General features: G+C 59.0%; 19 protein-coding genes. 14 read left to right on the top strand and 5 right to left on the bottom strand.

Annotated features, from left to right (window positions below):
* Nucleotides 1–10: 10 nt before the first annotated feature.
* From rsxD to gloA, 5 genes are read left to right on the top strand one after another with little or no spacing between them, the layout of a single operon-like run.
* Complete coding sequence (gene rsxD / locus BSP75_RS10300; protein ID WP_075113101.1) at nt 11–1,063, top strand: electron transport complex subunit RsxD; 1,053 nt, start codon at nt 11–13, stop codon at nt 1,061–1,063.
* A gap of 43 nt (nt 1,064–1,106) precedes the next feature.
* A complete protein-coding gene (gene rsxG / locus BSP75_RS10295) occupies nt 1,107–1,739 on the top strand; it encodes an electron transport complex subunit RsxG (RefSeq protein WP_021230643.1) in 633 nt (210 codons plus the stop codon).
* Nucleotides 1,740–1,763: 24 nt separating this feature from the next.
* Nucleotides 1,764–2,516, top strand: a complete 753-nt coding sequence (locus tag BSP75_RS10290) for an electron transport complex subunit E (protein WP_075113139.1) — start codon at nt 1,764–1,766, stop codon at nt 2,514–2,516.
* 13 nt (nt 2,517–2,529) lie between these two features.
* Nucleotides 2,530–3,171 (top strand): endonuclease III, encoded by a 642-nt coding sequence (gene nth, locus BSP75_RS10285; RefSeq protein WP_075113100.1) that lies wholly within the window; start codon nt 2,530–2,532, stop codon nt 3,169–3,171.
* A 55-nt stretch (nt 3,172–3,226) separates the two neighbouring features.
* The gene (gene gloA, locus BSP75_RS10280) at nt 3,227–3,640 is read left to right on the top strand and encodes a lactoylglutathione lyase (RefSeq protein WP_075113099.1); all 414 of its coding nucleotides are present in this window, start codon (nt 3,227–3,229) and stop codon (nt 3,638–3,640) included.
* A gap of 83 nt (nt 3,641–3,723) precedes the next feature.
* Here gloA and BSP75_RS10275 read toward each other — a convergent pair whose 3' ends face one another.
* Complete coding sequence (locus BSP75_RS10275; RefSeq protein ID WP_171971590.1) at nt 3,724–4,599, bottom strand: OmpA family protein; 876 nt, start codon at nt 4,597–4,599, stop codon at nt 3,724–3,726.
* A gap of 220 nt (nt 4,600–4,819) precedes the next feature.
* Between BSP75_RS10275 and BSP75_RS10270 the strand changes: the two genes are divergently transcribed.
* From BSP75_RS10270 to BSP75_RS10255, 4 genes are all read left to right on the top strand, one after another.
* On the top strand, nt 4,820–5,785 hold the full coding sequence (locus tag BSP75_RS10270) for an autotransporter domain-containing protein (RefSeq protein WP_075113098.1): 966 nt from the start codon (nt 4,820–4,822) through the stop codon (nt 5,783–5,785).
* 272 nt (nt 5,786–6,057) lie between these two features.
* The gene (locus BSP75_RS10265) at nt 6,058–6,519 is read left to right on the top strand and encodes a hypothetical protein (RefSeq protein WP_075113138.1); all 462 of its coding nucleotides are present in this window, start codon (nt 6,058–6,060) and stop codon (nt 6,517–6,519) included.
* Between the two features lie 39 nt (nt 6,520–6,558).
* Nucleotides 6,559–7,416 carry an NERD domain-containing protein gene (locus tag BSP75_RS10260; RefSeq protein ID WP_075113097.1) on the top strand — a complete coding sequence of 286 codons (858 nt, stop codon included), beginning with the start codon at nt 6,559–6,561 and terminating at the stop codon, nt 7,414–7,416.
* A 93-nt stretch (nt 7,417–7,509) separates the two neighbouring features.
* Complete coding sequence (locus BSP75_RS10255) at nt 7,510–7,749, top strand: hypothetical protein (protein ID WP_075113096.1); 240 nt, start codon at nt 7,510–7,512, stop codon at nt 7,747–7,749.
* A gap of 66 nt (nt 7,750–7,815) precedes the next feature.
* On the opposite strand, the gene BSP75_RS10250 is transcribed toward BSP75_RS10255, so the two are convergent.
* The 3 genes from BSP75_RS10250 to carA form a co-directional block, all read right to left on the bottom strand.
* Complete coding sequence (locus BSP75_RS10250; RefSeq protein WP_075113095.1) at nt 7,816–8,982, bottom strand: DUF1615 family protein; 1,167 nt, start codon at nt 8,980–8,982, stop codon at nt 7,816–7,818.
* A 300-nt stretch (nt 8,983–9,282) separates the two neighbouring features.
* On the bottom strand, nt 9,283–12,507 hold the full coding sequence (carB, locus tag BSP75_RS10245; protein ID WP_075113094.1) for a carbamoyl-phosphate synthase large subunit: 3,225 nt from the start codon (nt 12,505–12,507) through the stop codon (nt 9,283–9,285).
* Between the two features lie 16 nt (nt 12,508–12,523).
* Complete coding sequence (carA, locus tag BSP75_RS10240) at nt 12,524–13,660, bottom strand: glutamine-hydrolyzing carbamoyl-phosphate synthase small subunit (RefSeq protein WP_075113093.1); 1,137 nt, start codon at nt 13,658–13,660, stop codon at nt 12,524–12,526.
* Between the two features lie 67 nt (nt 13,661–13,727).
* On the opposite strand from carA, the gene BSP75_RS21545 reads away from it, so the two are divergent.
* A complete protein-coding gene (locus BSP75_RS21545) occupies nt 13,728–14,153 on the top strand; it encodes a hypothetical protein (protein WP_148140684.1) in 426 nt (141 codons plus the stop codon).
* A 176-nt stretch (nt 14,154–14,329) separates the two neighbouring features.
* On the opposite strand, the gene dapB is transcribed toward BSP75_RS21545, so the two are convergent.
* Nucleotides 14,330–15,142, bottom strand: coding sequence for a 4-hydroxy-tetrahydrodipicolinate reductase (gene dapB, locus BSP75_RS10230; RefSeq protein WP_075113137.1), 813 nt, complete (start codon nt 15,140–15,142; stop codon nt 14,330–14,332).
* Between the two features lie 331 nt (nt 15,143–15,473).
* Here dapB and BSP75_RS10225 point away from each other — a divergent pair, with 331 nt between their 5' ends.
* The 4 genes from BSP75_RS10225 (at nt 15,474) to serA (ending at nt 20,099) form a co-directional block, all read left to right on the top strand.
* A complete protein-coding gene (locus BSP75_RS10225; RefSeq protein ID WP_075113091.1) occupies nt 15,474–16,808 on the top strand; it encodes a Na+/H+ antiporter NhaC family protein in 1,335 nt (444 codons plus the stop codon).
* A gap of 321 nt (nt 16,809–17,129) precedes the next feature.
* Nucleotides 17,130–17,726, top strand: a complete 597-nt coding sequence (locus BSP75_RS10220) for a 5-formyltetrahydrofolate cyclo-ligase (RefSeq protein WP_042057745.1) — start codon at nt 17,130–17,132, stop codon at nt 17,724–17,726.
* 161 nt (nt 17,727–17,887) lie between these two features.
* On the top strand, nt 17,888–18,541 hold the full coding sequence (gene rpiA / locus BSP75_RS10215; RefSeq protein ID WP_042656049.1) for a ribose-5-phosphate isomerase RpiA: 654 nt from the start codon (nt 17,888–17,890) through the stop codon (nt 18,539–18,541).
* A 325-nt stretch (nt 18,542–18,866) separates the two neighbouring features.
* Nucleotides 18,867–20,099, top strand: a complete 1,233-nt coding sequence (serA, locus tag BSP75_RS10210) for a phosphoglycerate dehydrogenase (protein ID WP_075113090.1) — start codon at nt 18,867–18,869, stop codon at nt 20,097–20,099.
* Nucleotides 20,100–20,221 lie beyond the last annotated feature (122 nt).

Raw genomic sequence — 20,221 nt, 5'->3', positions numbered from 1 at the left:
CGACAGACTCATGTTCAATATTGCGACTGCGCCGTTTGCCCATAACCGCAAACAGACCCGAACCCTGATGCTGCTGGTGATCCTGGCCTGTGTGCCGGGCTTGCTGGCCCAGACCTGGTTCTTCGGCTGGGGCTCCTTTATCCAGATCCTGCTGGCGCTGGTCACTGCGCTGCTGTGCGAGACGCTGGTGCTCAAGCTCCGTGGCCGCGCCATCAAGCCTGCCCTGATGGATGGCAGTGCGGCGCTCACCGCCGTGCTAATTGGTCTCTCCCTGCCGCCGCTGCTGCCGTGGTGGATGCTGGTGGTGGGCACGGCCTTTGCCATTATCGTCGCCAAACACCTTTATGGCGGGCTGGGCCAGAACCTGTTCAACCCGGCCATGGTCGCCTATGTGCTGCTGCTGGTCTCCTTCCCGGTGCAGATGACCAGCTGGCTGCCGCCAGAGAGCGTGCGCGCCTACAGCCTCGGCTTTGGCGATGCCGCATCGGTGATCTTCACCGGCTTTAGCCTCGACGGCTACAGCATGGCCCAGCTCAAGCAGGGGGTGGATGGCCTCACCATGGCGACGCCCCTCGATACCCTGAAAACCGGCCTGACTCAGGGGCTCACCACTGGCGAGATCCTGAGCGGCCCGCTGTTTGAGGGCTGGGGCGGCATCGGCTGGAGCTGGGTCAACCTCGGCTATCTGCTGGGCGGCCTGTTCCTGCTGCAACAGAAGGTGATCAACTGGCGCATTCCCACCGCGATTCTGGGTGCCCTGCTGGCGGCTTCGACCATCGGCTATCTGGTGAGCCCGGATGCGACCGCCACGCCGATCTTCCATCTCTTTAGCGGCGCGACCATGCTGGGGGCCTTCTTTATCGCCACCGATCCGGTCAGTGCCTGCACCACGCCGCGCGGCCGACTGGTCTATGGCGTGCTGATCGGGGTGCTGGTCTACATCATTCGCCGCTTTGGCGGCTATCCGGATGCGTTCGCCTTCGCCGTGCTGCTGGCCAACCTCTGTGTGCCATTTATCGACAGCCTGACTCGCCCGAAAGTGTATGGAGCCCGTCGCCAATGATGTTTCTGCTCTCTCTCCCTATCACCACTGACGGAGCCCGGACATGTTAAAGAGCATGCGCAAGAACGGCCTTATTCTGGCGATGTTCGCGCTCGGCTGTACCGCGCTGGTGGTACTGACCAACGAGCTGACCAAGGATAAAATCGCCCACCAGCAACAGCTGGAGAAGCAACAGACCCTCTCGGTATTGCTGCCGGAGGGAAGCTATGACAACGATCTGGTGGCCAGTTGCAAGCAGGTCACCAGCAGGAAGTATCTGGGCAGCGATCAGCCGCAGGCCCTCTATACCGCCAGCAAGAATGGCGTGGTGACCGGTTATGCGCTGGAGGCCATCGCGCCGGATGGCTATAGCGGGGCGATCCGCATCGTGGCGGGTTTTGATGCCAAGGGCACCATCACCGCCGTGCGCGTGCTCGCTCACAACGAGACCCCGGGCCTCGGTGACAAGATCGAGCTGAAAAAATCGGACTGGATCAACCGCTTTGCCGGAAAATTCCTGACCCATGACAACGAGCCCCAGTGGGCGGTGAAGAAGGATGGCGGCGAATTCGATGCCTTTACGGGCGCCACCATCACCCCGCGAGCCGTGGTCAAGGCGGTGAAGAACCTGCTGAAACTGCAGCAGGAGCAACCCGAACTGCTCAGCAACGCCCCGGCTTGTCCGGCGGCGAACTAACGGAGTCGAGCCATCATGAACCAGATGGAACAGATTGAAACGGGCGCAGCCCCGATTGCCGAGCTGGAAAGCCGCAAGGGCGAGCTCAAGGAGCTGATGAGTCAGGGGCTATGGAAGAACAACCCCTCGCTGGTGCAGGTGCTGGGGCTCTGCCCGACCCTCGCCGTCTCATCCACCTTTACCAATGCGCTGGGGCTGGGCCTTGCCACCATGGCGGTGCTGGTCTGCTCCAACCTCGCCGTCTCGCTGGTGCGCAACTGGGTGCCGAAGGATATTCGTATCCCGGTCTATGTGATGATCATCGCCTCGCTGGTGACCAGCGTGCAGCTGCTGATGAACGCCTACACCTACGGCCTCTATCAGGCGCTCGGCATCTTTATCGCCCTGATCGTCACCAACTGCATCATCATCGGCCGCGCCGAGGCATATGCCTCCAAGAACCCGCCGCTGCTGGCGGCCCTCGACGGCCTGATGATGGGCCTTGGCTTTACTCTGGTGCTGCTGGTACTGGGCGGCATGCGCGAAATCATCGGCATGGGCACCTTGTTTGATGGCGCCGAGCTGCTGCTGGGCGAGTGGGCCAAGTCCCTGCGCATCGAGCTGTTCCATGCCGATGCCAGCCTGCTGCTGGCGATTTTACCGCCGGGCGGCTTTATCGGGCTGGGGCTGCTGATCGCCGGCAAGAACGCCATCAATAACTGGCGGGATCGCAAACAGGCGACCACTGTGGCCCACTGCAACGTTGCCCCGGCCCGCGTCCGGGCGACCGAGCTATGACCGGACGCAAGGCATGAACAACCAGAAACGCAGAGAGATCCTCGAGCGGCTGCGGGAAAACAACCCTCACCCCACCACCGAGCTCAATTTCAGCACGCCGTTCGAGCTGTTGATCGCCGTGCTGCTCTCGGCGCAGGCGACCGATGTCAGCGTCAACAAGGCGACCGACAAGCTCTATCCGGTGGCCAACACCCCGCAGGCGATGCTGGATCTCGGCGTGGATAGGCTCAAGGAGTACATCAAGACCATTGGCCTGTTCAACACCAAGGCCGAGAACGTCATCAAGACCTGCGCCATCCTGCTGGAACGCCACGGCGGCGAGGTGCCGGAAAACCGCGAAGCGCTGGAGGCTCTGCCCGGTGTCGGCCGCAAGACCGCCAACGTGGTGCTCAACACCGCCTTTGGCTGGCCCACCATCGCGGTCGATACCCATATCTTCCGGGTATCGAACCGCACCGGTTTTGCGGTAGGCAAGAACGTGGATCAGGTGGAGGAGAAGCTGCTTAAAGTGGTGCCCGCCGAGTTCAAGCTGGATGTCCACCACTGGCTGATCCTGCACGGGCGTTACACCTGTCTGGCTCGCAAGCCGCGCTGCGGTTCCTGTATCATCGAAGACCTGTGCGAGTATAAAGAGAAGGTCTATCCGGAAAACTGACCGATCTACTTTCTAGCCTCACGGCATACGAATCACCAACCCGGAGAACTGAGCAATGAGAATTCTGCATACCATGCTGCGTGTCGGCGATCTGCAACGCTCCATCGACTTCTACACCCGCGTGCTCGGCATGAAGCTGCTGCGCAAGAGCGAGAACAGCGAGTACAAGTACACCCTGGCCTTCGTCGGCTACGGTGACGAGAAAGATGATGCGGTGATCGAGCTGACCTACAACTGGGGGGTGAGCGAGTACGAACTGGGCTCTGCCTACGGCCATATCGCGCTGGAAGCGGACGACATCTATGCCACCTGCGACGCCCTGCGTGCCGCCGGTGCCAAGCTCACCCGCGAGCCGGGCCCGGTCAAGGGTGGCACCACCGTCATCGCCTTCGTCGAAGATCCGGACGGTTACAAGATTGAACTGATCGCCAAGAAAGATGCCGGCACCGGCCTGGGTGACAGCATCTAAGCAGCCCAACTCCGCTGCCAAATGGCAGGATCAAAAAAGAGCGCACATGCGCTCTTTTTTATGTCTGACTGCCGATGGCGACGCTAGATCTCGCCGTTGCGCCCCATGCTGATCACCACCCGCCGGTTCTTGGCACGGCCCTGCTCGGTTTCATTGGAGGAGACATGCTGCTTCTCGCCATGCCCCTCCACCGAGATCTTGCCGGGCTCCAGCCCCAGATCGACAAACACCTTCTTGATGGCATCGGCCCGCTTCTCGGAGAGTTTCTGGTTCGGCCAGCGACCGCCGTAGCTGTCGCTGTAGGCGTCGATCACCACCACGTCGATGCTCTTGTCCGCCTTGATAAACTCGCTGATCATCGCCAGCCGCCGTTTGGAGGGGATGGAGAGCTGATCGCTGTTCTTGTCGTAGGTGAGCACGCTAAAGGCGATATCGTTGAAGCTGTAGGGCAAGAGCCCGCTCAGACAGTCGATAAAGGCCTGATATTTGACCCGAAAGTTGACTGACGAGAGCGACACCCGCACCGCGCGGTTCTGGCGATACCAGTCCCGATACTGGAAGGTCGGCATCCGCCCCCCCTCCAGCTCGTCGAGCATGGTCCAGGCGGTTTGCCCCTCCACCAGACCATCGAACTGCTGATAGAAGCGCAGCTGGCTCACTTCTCGCCCGGCAATCCCCGGACGCCATACCGGCGGCATGATGCCAAGGCTCACCGTCTGGGTCTGGGCCTGTGGCCGCTTGCCCTTGAGCTCGAAGTCGAGGTTGATCTTGCGCCCGGCACGGCTGACAAAAGCCCCCGTCCCCCAGTTGGGAATGGGGTGCTCAAGGCGACACTCAATCTGGGTATCGGAGGTCAAACGCCAGACGGATTGATCCAGACCGGCACCAAATTCGGTGACCCCAGCCTGTAACTGCATACTCACGGATATGCTGACCAACCCCAACAACCAAGCGTTCAATTGCCTGCCCTCCACACGATCTCACAAGAGATATCGGCGGCAAGGCGCCAAGCTTTAGCGACAAACTGCAAAGCGCTGCCGTGTGTGTGGCAAACGCTTGCCCCGTTGGCAGCCAGCAACAATCGGCTCTCATTGGCCACATTTACCCCGTGCCAACCAACGGGAAGCTCGCTACAGTAAAGCCAGAACAACCAGAGGCCGATTATCGGGAACCACGCGCATGCTCCGACCTTTATCCTCTTTATTGCTGATGTTGTTACCGATGCTGTTGGCGCTATCCGGCAGCGCCGTCCATGCCGCGACACAGGATCAGGAGTGGGCACAGGATCGTGCCAATGCGGTGCTCTCGCTGATGACGTTCACCGTGGTGCCCGACATTACCGCCAGCAACCTGGACATCGGCAGCGGCACCGATCAATCCGCCGCCCTCAACATGACCCAGATCGGTGGCGGTGCCACCATGAGCGAGGCAGTGCCCATCTATCTGGAAGGGGCGATCGGTTTTAGCCGCTACGATCCCCAGTTTGTGGTGAGCAACGGCACCGATAGCCGCACCATCCCGACCAAATGGAACAGCGTGACCGCCTCTGGCGGGGTCGGCTGGGATATCGCCCTTCATGAAGACCCGCATGGTGGCCACTGGGTACTGCGCCCCATCGCCAACGTCTCGCTGGGCACCATGGCCAGCGATCTGCGGATCGGCAACTGGCTGCTGGATCGCACCAAGGGCTACTCGCTGGATTTTCTCGATAACGGTCAGCTCAATATGTACGGGCTGGGGGGCTCGCTGATGCTCGACTACGAGCTTTTTTCCAAAACCCAGGATATCGATGCCGAATTGCGTTACTCCTACCAGCACCTGCAGAGCTTTGGCAACACCACGCAAAGCGTGCGCGGCAGCGCCGAGGCGGAGAACCTCGGCCTCTATCTGCGCCGCCGGGCCCCGGTGTTTGACTGGACCCTGCTCGATCGTCCGCTGCGCTATGTGATGGAGGGGGCGCGCACCGAATACCTCGGCGAACAACGCGGCCTGCTCGGTTTCAACTCCCTCAACTCCCTTGGTCTCGGGCTGGAGATCGACAGCAGCAAATACGACATCATCGTCAGCCGCACCCGTCTGGTCGCCCGCTACATGTTCAGCCACAACACCAACGGTTATTCCATCGGGCTGGCCATGAGTTTTTAAGCCGTTATTGTGTGCCTGCCAATCGATGGCAATCAGGTCAAGCCGAGCCACAGCGGCCGCATCCTGTTCGATTGATAATCCCTAAACATGCCTTGGCAGACACCAAGCCCCGCCAAGGGGCTTTTTTACACTTGCGATTTGCCATCAACCGCTGCCCCCCAAAAAATCCAGCCTTGTCACAGAGTTAGTGCAATCAATCACATATTCCTTTTGATGGAATGGGTAGAATGGTTCACTTCGAAGCCCTATTGCCCATCTATCCAGGAGAGATCATGCGTTTCAAAGTCTTGCTGCTCTGCACCAGCCTGCTGACCCCGGCCGCCATGGCGATCCCGAATGTCTGGAGTAGCGGCTTCGGCCAGGGGATCGCAGAACATCTCATCAAGAATGAACAGGGGGATACCTTCACCCTCAGCTGCGACGTGGGCTATTCAGAGAATGGCGAACTCACCGGTGTCAGTTTTGCCCTGGCGAACGGACAGGATCTTTCCCCCGCCGATAACCGCAAGGTAGAACTGCTGATCGATGGCAATGGCTACTGGCTACCGGAGAAACTGGGTTGGCGCAATGGAGACAATGCCTGGGCCTCTTTCCTTGAAGTCATCACCAAGGCCAGCGCATTCGACGTCTATGTCGATGACAAGAAGGTGGCCAGTTTTGCTCCCACCCCGCAGAGCACCAAAACGGTGCTTGGCGACCTGAGTGACTGCGTCTATCGGCCGGCGGGGATGTAATCCCCTCCGCAACATCTCAATCCTGACAAGCGAGCTGACATGGACGTCACTGCCATCATTGTCCTTCTGCTGGGCCAGCTCTGGTATCTGCTGCCCCTGCTGTTGATTGCCACCCTGATCAAAACGCCCTGGTTCAAAGGGATGATCGGGGAGGCATTTATCCATTTTGGCATCCGGCTTTTTCTCGATGTGCGGGAATACCACCTGCTCAAGAATGTGACGCTGCCAACCCCGCAGGGCACTACCCAGATCGACCATGTGATCGTCTCGCGCTTCGGGCTGTTTGTGATCGAGACCAAAAATATCAAGGGGTGGATATTTGGCAATCCGGCCCACAAGAGCTGGACCCAGCAGATCTATCGCCGCAGGCATACCTTTCAAAATCCGCTGCGCCAAAACTATCTGCACCTGATGACGCTCAAATCCTTGCTGGGTCTTGCGGATCATCAGCTCCATTCGATTATCTACTTTATTGGTGACTGCACCTTTAAAACCCCGATGCCGGATAACGTGATGAACCGCGGGCTTATTCACTATATCAAGGGAAAAACCACGCCGGTGTTGACCCCTGCCGAGGTCACTCGGGTGATCGACACCATCCAGCGGGGACGACTGGCCGCCAATTGGCAGACCCATAAACAGCATGTGGCACAGTTAAAAGCGCGTCACAGCGAGGTTCCCCACCCGCCTTTATCCGTAGCTGCGATGCCAGTCGTCAATCAGGTGGTGAACGCCGCGCCAACCATCACCGAATCGCTCACCAAGCCAAATCCGCTATGCCCCAAATGCGGCAACCTGATGGTATTACGTACGGCCAAACGGGGGGATAACAAAGGCAATCAGTTTTGGGGATGCAGTGGATATCCAACATGTCGGGGAATTACACCACACCAATAAACATGCCGACTTAAAGTACGGCCCGAGCCATAAAATTTTCACCCATATTCACATTCACAAACCAAAACACATCTATTCAAAGGGAGTTGATTAATGAACATCAAGAAAATGTCGGTATTAGCAGCAGTGGCCAGCATCAGCATGCTAATGACATCCTGTGCATCACCACCACAACCGACATGGAAAAAAGAAGGCGTTACAGATGACGATACCCTCACTGCATTATCTCAATGCAAATATGAGATACGTCTTAACGATATTTCTGCTGAAGAAAAAAACGAAGTCATCACGGATTGCATGCAAGCTAAAGGCTTCCGTTGGAGAGTCTATTAAGCATGTCTGCTGGTTGCCATTAACAATGGCAACCAGCATGGCAAGTGTCTCGAAGTAAACCCAGTCCTACCTAATCGTCGCCATCTGCCGCACACAGCGTTGCTCTCTGTCATCCACCCGCTTGGCAAACCAGGCGGTGGTGAGGTTGCGGGTGATTTTCGGGCTCTTTAGCACAATGCCGGGCAGGATGGCGCGTGGCTGCCGCTTGCCCGCTTGCTTGTCGGCCAGGGTAAAGATGCGATGGTAAAGATCGGTCTCGGCAAACTCGGCGGTATCGCCAAGTTTGAGGCTCTGGTGGATCGCCTGTTTGCTCATATTGACCCGGTTGGCGAGGGTGTAGACGGCAAGCTCAGTGTTGCCCGGCAGATCCGAGTCATAGCGGATAAGGTCTCCGTCCAGCGCCAGGGTTTTGCCACTCAAACGGCTGACGGCGGCCTGAAAGGCGGCGTTGCGGCTGGCATACCAACCGGCGTTGAAGTCGGCAAAACGATAGAGGGTATCGGGGTACTCCGCCTCATAGCCGAAGATATGCTTGGTGCCAAACCAGATGCCGCCGCGACGGGTAAAGACTTCGTGGCGAATGGAGTCCTTGACGGGATAGGGGTAGCCACGGGTGTTGGCCTCGGCAAAGGCGATACTCACCTGCATCGGGCCGCCGGTATGCACCGGGTTGAGGTTGCCAAACAGGGTCTTGCCCATCGGCAGCATGCTGATCATGTCTTCGAAAATTTCGCTCATCTCCCGTTCGGTACGCAACTTGTCGATCCGCTCGGCGTAGCTCTTGCCGGTGGGCGAGTTGATGGAGAGCGCGGCCCGCACCATAAATTCGGGGATCAGCAGCTTGGCCGCCCGTGAGTTGATCTCCTTCCAGGCGATCTTGCCAAGACCCGGCACCACGGGGTCGGCCTGATAGGTGGCCTCCTGCTCCGCCACCGCCAGCACGGTACAGACGTTGTGGTCATTGACCGTCACCCCCTGGGTGGTGAGCGCCGTCACCACGTCGTTGGCCCACCCCTGTTTATCAGGCACCTGACGGGGCAAGAAGCGCACGATGCGGCTCTTCATATCCGCCGGTTTGCGCGGCTGCATGGCGGGTGGTGTCGCTTTTGGGGCTGGCGTGGTTGTGTCCGTTGCGTCGCTCGGCGTAGGGGCAGAAGCAGGATCGCTGGCACAACCGGCCAGCAGCAAGGCAGAGCAGAAGGCGAGAAGACGACAGGAAGGCAAAGCGGTCATAAGCATATCCATTTTTGTAGGCCCTACAGGCAGAGCCTCGGCACTGCACTGACAAGCAAAGTGGCGCCATTGTAGAGGATTGGCTGCTGCAGTTGAAACCCGCGCTCGCGACATCCCCTCCCCTTGTCTGCTTTTGCCACACCACACGCCATCCGCTGTCTGCGATGCAGCACTCATCACCGTCATCTATGACTCTCTCGGCCCGAACCAAACGGTTAGCGACAGATAAAAAGAAACCCCCGCCATCGCTGGCGGGGGTTGGTCGTCTGGCGAGTCGGGCGGATGCCCGCGGCAAACCGCTTAGCGATTTTTCACCTTCTGGTGCAGCTCCTGCACCGAGTTGACGTTGGCGGTGGCATCCACGCTGATGGCCATGCAGGTGGCAAACGCCTCATTCATGGTGGTGGTATACGCCACTTTGTTCTGCAGGGCGGCGCGGCGCAATTGCTTGGAGTCCTGGATCGCCACCCGCCCTTCGGCGGTGTTGACGATGTAGGTGTACTCACCATTCTTGATGCGGTCGAGAATGTGCGGACGCCCCTCGTGCACCTTGTTGACCAGGCGCGGGTTGATGCTCGCCTCGCCCAGCGCCACTGCGGTGCCGTGAGTGGCATCCAGCTCGTAGCCCAGTTCCAGCAGCTTGGCAGCCAAGTCGACCACCTGCGCCTTGTCACTGTGACGCACTGACAACAGGGCGCGACCCTCTTTCGGTACGGCGTGGTTGGCACCCAACTGCGCCTTGGCATAGGCCTCGGCAAAGCTGCTGCCTACACCCATTACCTCACCGGTAGAGCGCATCTCAGGCCCCAGCAGCGGGTCAACCCCCGGGAACTTGGCGAACGGCAGTACCACCTCTTTCACCGAGTAGTAGGGCGGGATGATCTCTTTGGTGAAGCCCTGTTCTTTCAGGCTCTGACCGGCCATGACGCGGGCGGCAATCTTGGCCAGCGGGGCACCGGTCGCCTTGGAGACGAACGGCACGGTACGGGCGGCGCGCGGGTTCACCTCGATGAGGTAGATGTCATCACCCTTGACCGCGAACTGCACGTTCATCAGACCGATAACACCGAGCTCCAGCGCCAGCTTGCGTACCTGCTCGCGGATCTCGTCCTGAATCTTCTTGGACAAGGTGTAGGGCGGCAGGGAGCAACCGGAGTCACCGGAGTGGATACCGGCCTGCTCGATGTGCTCCATGATGCCGCCGATGACTACGTCAGTGCCATCGCAGATGGCATCCACATCCAGCTCGGTAGCATCGTCCAGGAAGCGGTCCAGCAGTACCGGCGATTCGTTGGAGACGCTCACCGCCTCGGCGAAGTAGCGACGCAGGTCGGTCTCGTCATAGACGATCTCCATGGCGCGGCCACCCAGCACGTAGGAGGGACGCACCACCAGCGGATAGGTGATCCGCTCGGCGGTCAGCACCGCCTGCTCCAGCGCGGTGACTGTGCCATTTTCCGGCTGCTTGAGGCCGAGGCGCTCAACGGCAGACTGGAAGCGCTCGCGGTCTTCGGCGCGGTCGATGGCATCCGGGCTGGTACCGATAATCGGCACGCCGTTGGCTTCCAGCGCACGGGCCAGTTTCAGCGGGGTCTGGCCACCGTACTGGACGATGACACCCTTGGGTTTTTCGATGCGCACGATTTCCAGCACATCTTCCAGGGTCACCGGCTCGAAGTAGAGGCGATCCGAGGTGTCGTAGTCGGTGGAGACGGTCTCGGGGTTACAGTTGACCATGATGGTCTCGTAACCGTCTTCGCGCAGGGCCAGCGCCGCGTGCACGCAGCAGTAGTCGAACTCGATACCCTGACCGATACGGTTCGGACCGCCGCCGATGATCATGATCTTGTCGCGGTTGCTCGGCGCCGCTTCGCACTCCTCGTCATAGCTTGAGTACATGTAGGCGGTGTTGGTGGCGAACTCGGCGGCGCAGGTATCGACCCGCTTGTAGACCGGGAAGATGTTGTGGCGGGCACGCAGCTTGCGCACTTCGCCCTCGGCCACACCGAGGATCTTGGCCAGACGGGCATCGGCAAAGCCCTTGCGCTTGAGGGCGCGCAGGAAGTCGGCATCGAGACCGGCCATGCCGCGCTCTTTCACCTCTTCTTCCAGCTTCACCAGATCTTCAATCTGCACCAGGAACCAGGGGTCAATCTTGGTCAGCTTGAAGATACCGTCCATGGAGAGACCGGCGCGGAACGCATCGGCGATGTACCAGATCCGGTCGCAGCCAGCGTCCTGCAGCTCGTGACGGATGCGGGTCAGGGAGTCCGGGGCATTGAGGTCAACCATGGGGTCGAAGCCGGTTTTACCGGTCTCGAGGCTGCGCAGCGCCTTGTGCAGGGACTCCTGGAAGTTGCGACCGATGGCCATCACTTCACCGACCGATTTCATCTGGGTAGTCAGGCGGTCGTTGGCACCGGCAAATTTTTCGAAGTTGAAGCGCGGCACCTTGGTGACCACGTAGTCGATGGCCGGCTCGAAGGAGGCCGGGGTACGACCGCCTGTAATGTCGTTCATCAGCTCGTCCAGGGTGTAACCAATGGCGAGCTTGGCCGCGATCTTGGCGATGGGGAAACCGGTCGCCTTGGAGGCCAGCGCGGAGGAGCGCGACACCCGCGGGTTCATCTCGATAATGACCATGCGGCCATCTTTCGGGTTGATACCGAACTGGACGTTGGAGCCGCCGGTCTCGACGCCGATCTCGCGCAGCACCGCCATGGAGGCGTTGCGCATCAGCTGGTACTCCTTGTCGGTCAGCGTCTGGGCTGGCGCGACAGTGATGGAGTCACCGGTGTGGATACCCATGGGGTCGAAGTTTTCGATGGCGCAGACGATGATGCAGTTGTCGTTGCGATCCCGCACCACTTCCATCTCATACTCTTTCCAGCCGATCAGCGACTCGTCGATGAGCAGCTCTTTGGTCGGCGACAAGTCCAGACCGCGCTCGCAGATCTCGACGAACTCTTCGGTGTTGTAGGCGATGCCGCCACCTGAGCCGCCCATGGTAAAGGAGGGACGGATGATGCAGGGGAAACCGACCATCTGCTGCACACCCCACGCCTCTTCCATGTTGTGGGCGATGCCGGCACGCGGGCACTCCAGGCCAATGCTCTTCATGGCAATGTCAAAGCGACGGCGATCTTCGGCCTTGTCGATGGCATCGGCAGTGGCGCCGATCATCTCGACACCGAACTCGGCCAGCACGCCGTGCTTCTCCAGATCCAGTGCGCAGTTGAGCGCAGTCTGGCCGCCCATGGTGGGCAGGATGGCGTCCGGGCGCTCTTTCTTGATGATTTCGCGCACCACTTCCCAGGTAATGGGCTCGATGTAGGTGGCGTCGGCCATCTCCGGGTCGGTCATGATGGTGGCCGGGTTGGAGTTGACCAGAATGACGCGGTAGCCCTCCTCGCGCAGGGCTTTGCACGCCTGGGCGCCGGAGTAGTCAAATTCGCAGGCCTGGCCGATGACGATGGGGCCGGCGCCGAGGATCAGGATGCTCTGAAGGTCGTTACGTTTTGGCATGGCTTCTCTTTTCCTCTTAAGCGCGATACTGCTTGATCAATTCAATAAAATGGTCAAAGAGACCGGCACAATCGTGCGGGCCCGGGCTCGCTTCGGGGTGACCCTGGAAGCTGAAGGCCGGACGGTCGGTGCGATGGATGCCTTGCAGGGAGCCATCGAACAGGGAGACGTGGGTGGCGCGCAGGCAATCCGGCAGGCTGTTCTCGTCTACCGCAAAACCGTGGTTCTGGGCAGTGATCATCACGGTGTTGTCGTCGAGGCTCTTGACCGGATGGTTGGCACCGTGGTGGCCAAACTTCATCTTGACGGTCTTGGCGCCGGAAGCCAGACCCAGCAGCTGGTGACCCAGACAGATGCCAAACACCGGCGTGTTGGTATTGAGGAAAGCCTTGATGGCCTCGATGGCGTAGTCGCAGGGCTCGGGGTCGCCGGGGCCGTTAGAGAGGAAGATGCCATCCGGGTTCATCGCCAGTACCTCGGCGGCCGGAGTCTTGGCAGGCACCACGGTCAGGCGGCAGCCACGGTCAACCAACATCCGCAGGATGTTGCGCTTGACGCCGAAGTCATAGGCCACCACGTGGTATTTCAGCTGGTCGGCATCCGGGGTGACGTGCCCCTTGCCAAGCTGCCAGCTCCCGGTCGTCCAGTTGTACGCCTCACCAACCGTCACCTCTTTGGCCAAGTCCATCCCCTTCAGACCGGGGAAGGCGCGAGCCTGCTCGAGGGCGAACCCTTCATCTATCTGCTTGCCCGCCAGAATGCAGCCAGCCTGGGCGCCTTTCTCGCGCAGGATGCGGGTCAGTTTACGGGTGTCGATGTCGGCGATGCCAACGATGTTGTGAGACTTGAGGTATTCGGAGAGGGATTGCTGATTGCGGAAATTGGAGGCAAGTATCGGAAGGTCCCGGATGATCAATCCCTGAGCATGGATTTGACTGGACTCTTCATCTTCGCTGTTGGTGCCGGTGTTGCCTATATGGGGGTAAGTGAGGGTGACTATCTGACGGGAATAAGAGGGATCGGTGAGGATTTCCTGATAGCCCGTCATCGACGTATTGAAAACCACTTCACCAACGGAACATCCCTCGGCGCCTATCGACACGCCTTTGAACACAGTTCCATCTTCCAGCACTAGCAATGCAGTGTGATTCAAGACAACCTCCAGTTATTTAGCTTTAAATTCAGCAATTTACCTGGGTGTTGCGGGCTCGGTTCCGGTCTTGGACAGGACTCGAACCCGGCAGATTTCTGGCAAATTGGGCGCATTCTACTTAAAAAAAGTGGCATTTCAACGTCTTTTCTCAGATGAAATGCATCTAAATTCAATAAACAAGCAACATTACCCATTATCTATGCACTCCATTGCTTTGCAACCCCCTCTCATAAAAGAAAAGGAAAAACCACCACCAAAAGACACACCCAAGCCCGCAATAGCGACAAAAACCAACAAAAAACCCAATAAAAACAATGCAGTTATTTTCAAAACAAAAATGATTAATGATGAATATGACTTCTTTTCGGTGACAAGATTGAATGAGAAAAATAGAAAACGTTTTTCCGTGTTTGAATTTTTAGTCTTTTTCGCGATGTGTAAAAAAATGGCTGTGCCAGCCATAAAGATGCTCAAATCCGTTACCTGGCGATGACATTCAGAAAGGAAAAATCTGGAGGATAAATCAATAATGCGATTTATGAGGCATTCATAGATAAAACAGCGGCAGATCCTTATTTTTCACACACTCTGGATTGCAGGCAGCAAAAACCCCGGCAAGCCGGGGTTCTTCACTGGATACAAGTCGCACAAGCGTGCCGCACAGAGGCATCACTTGAGATTGAGCACGTCCTGCATGTCATAAAGACCGGCACCCTGCTGGCCAAGCCATTTGCCCGCCCGCACCGCACCGTTGGCGAAGGTCAGGCGGCTGGAGGCCTTGTGGCTGATCTCCACCCGCTCGCCGATATCGGCAAACATGACGGTGTGCTCACCCACCAGATCGCCGGCGCGGATGGTGGCAAAGCCGATGGTGTTGCGATCCCGCTCACCGGTGATCCCCTCGCGGCCATAGACGGCGCACTCCTTGAGATCGCGACCCAGCGTTTTGGCGACCACCTCCCCCATGGAGAGCGCTGTGCCGGACGGCGCATCCACCTTGTGGCGATGATGGCCTTCGATGATCTCGATGTCGGTGTAGTCGCCCATCACCTTGGCGGCCTGCTCCAGCAGCTTGAACACCAGGTTGACCCCGACCGAGTAGTTGGAGGCGAAGACGATACCGATCTGCTTACCCGCCTCTTTCAGGGCGGCCTTGCCTGCCTCGTCAAAGCCGGTGGTACCGATCACCATCTGCTTGTGGTGGGCCTGCGCAAAGGCCAGATTGGCCAGCGTCACCTCGGGGCGGGTAAAGTCGATGATAAGATCAAACTCATCGCGCACCTTGTCGAGACTGTCGCTGATCGCCACCCCCAGATGGCCCAGCCCGCCCAGCTCACCGGCATCGAGACCGATCACCGCAGAGCCCGGCCGCTCCAGCGCTGCCCCGACCACCACGCCATCGGCATGAGTAATGGCCTCCAGCAGCACCTTGCCCATACGACCATTACAGCCCATCACGGCCACACGGATCGGATTGTCCATCTCCACCCTCTCATCTCTTTATTATGGAAAGAGACCGTTTTACCAGCCCGCGCCCGCTTTGAAAAGCTCACTCTGCGCCGCCACACCACCTCGACATATAAACGGAAATATTGGATAAATCAGAATATTTGACGGATTTATTCACACAGACAAAATCACCAAACAAAAACACCTATCCGTCTGGACGTCTATCTTGACCTTGCAGGGTTGACTCACTACTGTGGGCCCCCCAATGCGGCAGGATGCCCGCCCTGTTTTCCCCCTATCCCTATCCGATACAGGCACAAAGCAGTTCATGACAGGAGGTCATTGTTCAATTTCAGAGGAACACATGATCCAGACTCAACCCAGTGCCAGGGCCTTGCTGCCACTTCTGGTTTTTCTCGCACTCTTTATCGGTACCGGTACCTGGCTGACCCTGCAGGGGGTCGAGTTCGCCTTCTATCAGCTGCCCGCCCCCGTGGCGGCCCTGCCTGCCGTGATGCTCGCCCTGCTGCTTGGCAAAGAGGGCTTCAACAGCAATCTGGAGACCTTTTTCAAAGGGGTCGGCCACAGCAACATCATGGCGATGTGCCTTATCTATCTGCTGGCGGGGGCCTTCGCCAGCGTGGCCAAGGCCACCGGCGGGGTTGATGCCACTGTGGCGCTGGGTCTGTCGCTCATCCCCGGCTGGGCGCTGTTGCCCGGGCTGTTCCTGATCTCTGCCTTTATTGCTACCGCCATGGGCACCTCCATGGGCACCATTGGTGCCGTAGCGCCGGTGGCCCTTGGCGTGGCGCAGGCAGCCGGTATCGATCCGGTGCTGATGGCAGGCACCATTCTCTCCGGCGCCATGTTTGGCGATAACCTCTCCATCATCTCCGACACCACCATTGCGGCCACCCGCAGCCAGGGCTGCGAGATGAAGGACAAGTTCCGCGAGAACTTCAAGATTGCCGCCCCCGCCGCCATCACGGTGATCCTGCTCTATCTGACCCTGGGGTCTGTGGGTGAAGCCCCTGCCAACGACACTGCCATCGAGCTGTTCAAGGTGATGCCTTACCTGCTCATTCTGGGGCTGGCGCTCGCCGGGGTGAATGTGTTCGTGGTACTGGGGATCGGCATTCTGGCCGCCGGTGCAGTGGGCATGATCAACGGCTACGCCATCGGTCAGTTCAGCAAGGATATCTATCAGGGCTTTACCGGCATGCAGGAGATCTTCCTGCTCTCAATGCTGATCGGTGGCCTCGGCGCCCTGATGGAGCGTCAGGGGGGGCTGGCCTGGATCAGCGAGCGCATCAGCGCCCTGATTGCCCGCTTTACCCGCGAGCATAACGGTGAACAGAACGAGAAAGCGGCCGAGCTCGGCATCGCAGGGGTGGTGAGCCTCACCAACCTCTGCACCGCCAACAACACGGTGGCCATTATCGTCGCCAGCAAGGTAGCCCGCGATCTGGCCGAACACCACGGTGTCACCCCGCGCCGCGCCGCCTCCATGCTCGATATCTTCTCCTGCGTGGTACAGGGTCTGATCCCCTGGGGCGCACAGGCGCTGCTGCTGGGCTCCATCTTCGCCCTGTCGCCGCTGGCGGTGGTGAGCATGAGTTTCTACCCGATGGCGCTCGCTGTAGCGGCACTCATTGCCGTGTTCGTGAAGCACCAGATGCGCAGCAAGGCTGACAAGTAACAGGATAACGTCCATGCGTTTCTACACAGGATTAGCGCTCGCGGTAGCGGCACTGATTGCCGTGTTCGTGAAGCACCAGATGCGCAGCAAGGCTGACAAGTAACAGACCCGACGCTGGCGTGCTGACATGCCATCAACAGAGGCCATACCGCAGCCCTTGTTGATCCTGTATCGGATACGCCAGCATTTATCCCACCGCCCCTTGGCATCAGCCGTCCGGGGCGAGTGTTCCCCTGTCCCCCCCCCCTTAACGTCCAGAGTGAATGTGCTAAGGTAGAGCGCGTTCAAGCCATCGATGCGCAGCTATACCAGAGGTTCCCCATGCATGAGTCCCAACCCGAACGTCAATCCCTGCGCCAACTGGTTCGTCAACGCCGCAAAAATCTGAGTCCGGCCGAGCAGCAAGCGGCGGCCCAACAGCTGCTGGCCCAGTTCAAGCAACACCCCGAGATCCTCGCCGCCAAGCGCATTGCCCTCTATCTGGCCAATGACGGGGAGATCAATCCCCTGCCCACCATCCACTGGCTGTGGGCCCAGCACAAAGAGGTCTACCTGCCGGTGCTCCACCCCTTTACCCCGGGTCACCTGCTCTTTTTGCGCTACACCGCCACCAGCCCCATGGTGCGCAACCGCTACGGCATCGAAGAGCCGGAGCTGGATATCCTGCAGGTGGTGCCCCACAGCACCCTTGACCTGATTTGCACCCCGCTGGTTGCCTTCGATGCCCAGGGCAATCGCCTTGGCATGGGTGGCGGCTACTACGATCGCACCCTCGCCATCTGGCATGAGCACAAACTGGGCCCCAAGCCACTCGGTATTGCCCACGACTGCCAGCAGGTGGATGCGGTCCCGCAAGAGGAGTGGGATGTGCCACTGCCCCAGATCATCACCCCGAGCTACTGCTGGCGCTTTGAATAGGCTGTTTTTGGCCGGCAACCCCGGCTTTGTGCGCGCAAACGCAGAATAAACAGGCAAACGATTTACCTATCACCGCTTTTTGCCCCGGAACGTGAGCAACAAGGTCGCGACGGGGTACAGGGTTGGATATAATGCGCCCGCTTTTTTCTTAAGGAACGATCATGACTCAAGATGAAATGAAGAAGGCGGCCGGTTGGGCTGCGCTCAAGTATGTGGTTCCCGGCACCATCGTCGGGGTGGGTACCGGCTCTACCGTCAACCACTTTATCGACGCGCTGGCGACCATGAAGGACGAGATCAAGGGGGCGGTATCCAGCTCCGTGGCCTCCACCGAGCGCCTCAAGGGCTTCGGCATCACCGTGTATGATCTCAACGAGATCGACGCCCTCTCCGTCTATGTGGATGGCGCCGACGAGATCAACGGCACCCGCGACATGATCAAGGGCGGTGGCGCGGCCCTGACCCGCGAGAAAATTGTTGCCGCCGTGGCTGACAAGTTCATCTGCATCATCGACAACACCAAAACCGTCGAGGTGCTGGGCCAGTTCCCGCTGCCGGTGGAAGTGATCCCGATGGCCCGCGAATACGTGGCCCGCGAAATCCGCAAACTGGGTGGCAACCCGGTCTGGCGTGAAGGGGTGGTCACCGACAACGGCAACCACATTCTGGATGTGAAAGGCATGGCCATTACCGACGCCAAGGCGCTGGAAGTGCAGCTCAACGCCATCGTAGGCACCGTCACCAACGGCCTGTTCGCCGCCCGTGGCGCCGATGTGGTCCTGATCGGTACGCCGGATGGCGTGATTACCCAGTAATCCCGACCCCGATGGCACAGTGCAGCGGCATAGTCCCTCGTCCGCCATCGCCACTCTGCCCGTTCTGGAGCAGCAGCGGCGTTGATTGGCCCCCGGGATGGGATACTGACCCAAACATTGCACTGTGAATAAATGACGGCGCCTGATGGCGCCGTTTTTATTTATCCCTCAACAAGTTGCATACGGATGTTTACAACAATCGTTGATAACTTCAAAGAATTTGACTTTCGTCACAAATATTCCCTCTCCCAAACGTTTTTGCTACTTTACGGTTTTCTTCGCACACCAAATCTGCACTTACGTTTGCACATACAGAGGGATCGTCATGACTGCCAAGTTTTCGTTGGACAAGGATAAAATCAAGGTTCTGCTGCTGGAGGGAGTCCATCCCAACACCGTAGAGACCTTTCGTGCCGCAGGTTACACCAGTGTGGAGTATCTGAAGACCTCTCTCTCCGAAGAGGAGCTGATCGAGCAGATCCGCGACGTTCATTTCATCGGGCTGCGCTCCCGCACCCAGATCACCGAGAAGGTACTCGACGCCGCCAACAAGCTGGTCGCCATCGGCTGCTTCTGCATCGGCACCAACCAGGTCGAGCTGGAAGCGGCCCAGATCCGCGGCATTCCGGTCTTCAACGCCCCCTTCTCCAACACCCGCTCGGTCGCCGAGCTGGTACTGGGTGAGATCCTGCTGCTGCTGCGCGGCATCCCCGAGAAAAACGCCAAGTGCCATCGCGGCGTGTGGGAAAAACTGGCCAATCGCTCGGTGGAAGCGCGCGGCAAGAAGCTTGGCATCATCGGCTATGGCCACATCGGTACCCAGCTTGGCATCATCGCCGAGAGCATCGGCATGAAGGTTTATTACTACGATATCGAGAACAAGCTCTCGCTGGGTAACGCCATTCAGGTGCCGAGCATGATCGAGCTGCTCAATATGTCTGACGTCATCAGCCTGCACGTGCCGGAGACCGCCTCCACCAAGAACATGATCGGTGCCGAGCAGCTGCGGATGATGAAACCGGGCGCCATCTTCATCAACGCCGCCCGCGGTACCGTGGTGGATATCGACGCGCTGGCAGACGTGATCAAGAGCGGCCATATCGCCGGCGCCGCCATCGACGTCTTCCCGGTCGAGCCCAAGTCCAATGACGAGGAGTTCCAAAGCCCGCTGCGTGGGCTGGAGAACGTCATCCTTACCCCGCACATCGGTGGCACCACCCATGAAGCGCAGGAGAACATCGGGCTGGAAGTGGCCAACAAGCTGGTCAAATACTCCGACAACGGCTCCACCCTCTCCGCCGTCAACTTCCCGGAGGTGTCGCTGCCGGGCCACAAGGGCTCCAGCCGCCTGCTGCACATTCACCGCAACCAGCCGGGCGTGATGAACAAGATCAACCAGATCTTCGCCGAAGAGGGGATCAACATCGCCGGTCAATACCTGCAGACCAGCAGTCATATCGGTTACGTGGTGATCGACGTGGAGACCGAGCACAGCGAGAAGGCGCTCGCCAAGCTCAAGGAGATCAGCGGCACCATCCGCGCCCGCATCCTGCACTGATTAACCTGCAGAGCCACCCAGCAAAAAGCCCGTCGTGATGACGGGCTTTTTTATGGCGCTGTCCCAATTACGTGTTGAAAGGCTAATCTTGAAGTAGGCCATCACCTTGAGGTCTACCATCA

This window comes from Aeromonas sp. YN13HZO-058, from assembly GCF_001921245.1.
Lineage (GTDB): Bacteria > Pseudomonadota > Gammaproteobacteria > Enterobacterales > Aeromonadaceae > Aeromonas > Aeromonas allosaccharophila.
The sequence above is the reverse complement of the archived record's forward strand: the minus strand, read 5'-3'. Positions and strand labels throughout refer to the sequence as shown.

Bases quoted from the DNA above. Each gene is read 5' to 3' on its own strand.
- BSP75_RS10260 (WP_075113097.1), top strand. From the start codon at position 6,559: ATGGACGTCACTGCCATCATTGTCCTTCTGCTGGGCCAGCTCTGGTAT.
- rsxD (WP_075113101.1), top strand. From the start codon at position 11: ATGTTCAATATTGCGACTGCGCCGTTTGCCCATAACCGCAAACAGACC.
- BSP75_RS10290 (WP_075113139.1), top strand. From the start codon at position 1,764: ATGGAACAGATTGAAACGGGCGCAGCCCCGATTGCCGAGCTGGAAAGC.
- BSP75_RS10250 (WP_075113095.1), bottom strand. From the start codon at position 8,982: ATGACCGCTTTGCCTTCCTGTCGTCTTCTCGCCTTCTGCTCTGCCTTG.
- nth (WP_075113100.1), top strand. From the start codon at position 2,530: ATGAACAACCAGAAACGCAGAGAGATCCTCGAGCGGCTGCGGGAAAAC.
- serA (WP_075113090.1), top strand. From the start codon at position 18,867: ATGACTGCCAAGTTTTCGTTGGACAAGGATAAAATCAAGGTTCTGCTG.
- rpiA (WP_042656049.1), top strand. From the start codon at position 17,888: ATGACTCAAGATGAAATGAAGAAGGCGGCCGGTTGGGCTGCGCTCAAG.
- BSP75_RS10255 (WP_075113096.1), top strand. From the start codon at position 7,510: ATGAACATCAAGAAAATGTCGGTATTAGCAGCAGTGGCCAGCATCAGC.
- BSP75_RS10265 (WP_075113138.1), top strand. From the start codon at position 6,058: ATGCGTTTCAAAGTCTTGCTGCTCTGCACCAGCCTGCTGACCCCGGCC.
- BSP75_RS10270 (WP_075113098.1), top strand. From the start codon at position 4,820: ATGCTCCGACCTTTATCCTCTTTATTGCTGATGTTGTTACCGATGCTG.
- carB (WP_075113094.1), bottom strand. From the start codon at position 12,507: ATGCCAAAACGTAACGACCTTCAGAGCATCCTGATCCTCGGCGCCGGC.
- BSP75_RS10220 (WP_042057745.1), top strand. From the start codon at position 17,130: ATGCATGAGTCCCAACCCGAACGTCAATCCCTGCGCCAACTGGTTCGT.
- rsxG (WP_021230643.1), top strand. From the start codon at position 1,107: ATGTTAAAGAGCATGCGCAAGAACGGCCTTATTCTGGCGATGTTCGCG.
- gloA (WP_075113099.1), top strand. From the start codon at position 3,227: ATGAGAATTCTGCATACCATGCTGCGTGTCGGCGATCTGCAACGCTCC.
- dapB (WP_075113137.1), bottom strand. From the start codon at position 15,142: ATGGACAATCCGATCCGTGTGGCCGTGATGGGCTGTAATGGTCGTATG.
- BSP75_RS10225 (WP_075113091.1), top strand. From the start codon at position 15,474: ATGATCCAGACTCAACCCAGTGCCAGGGCCTTGCTGCCACTTCTGGTT.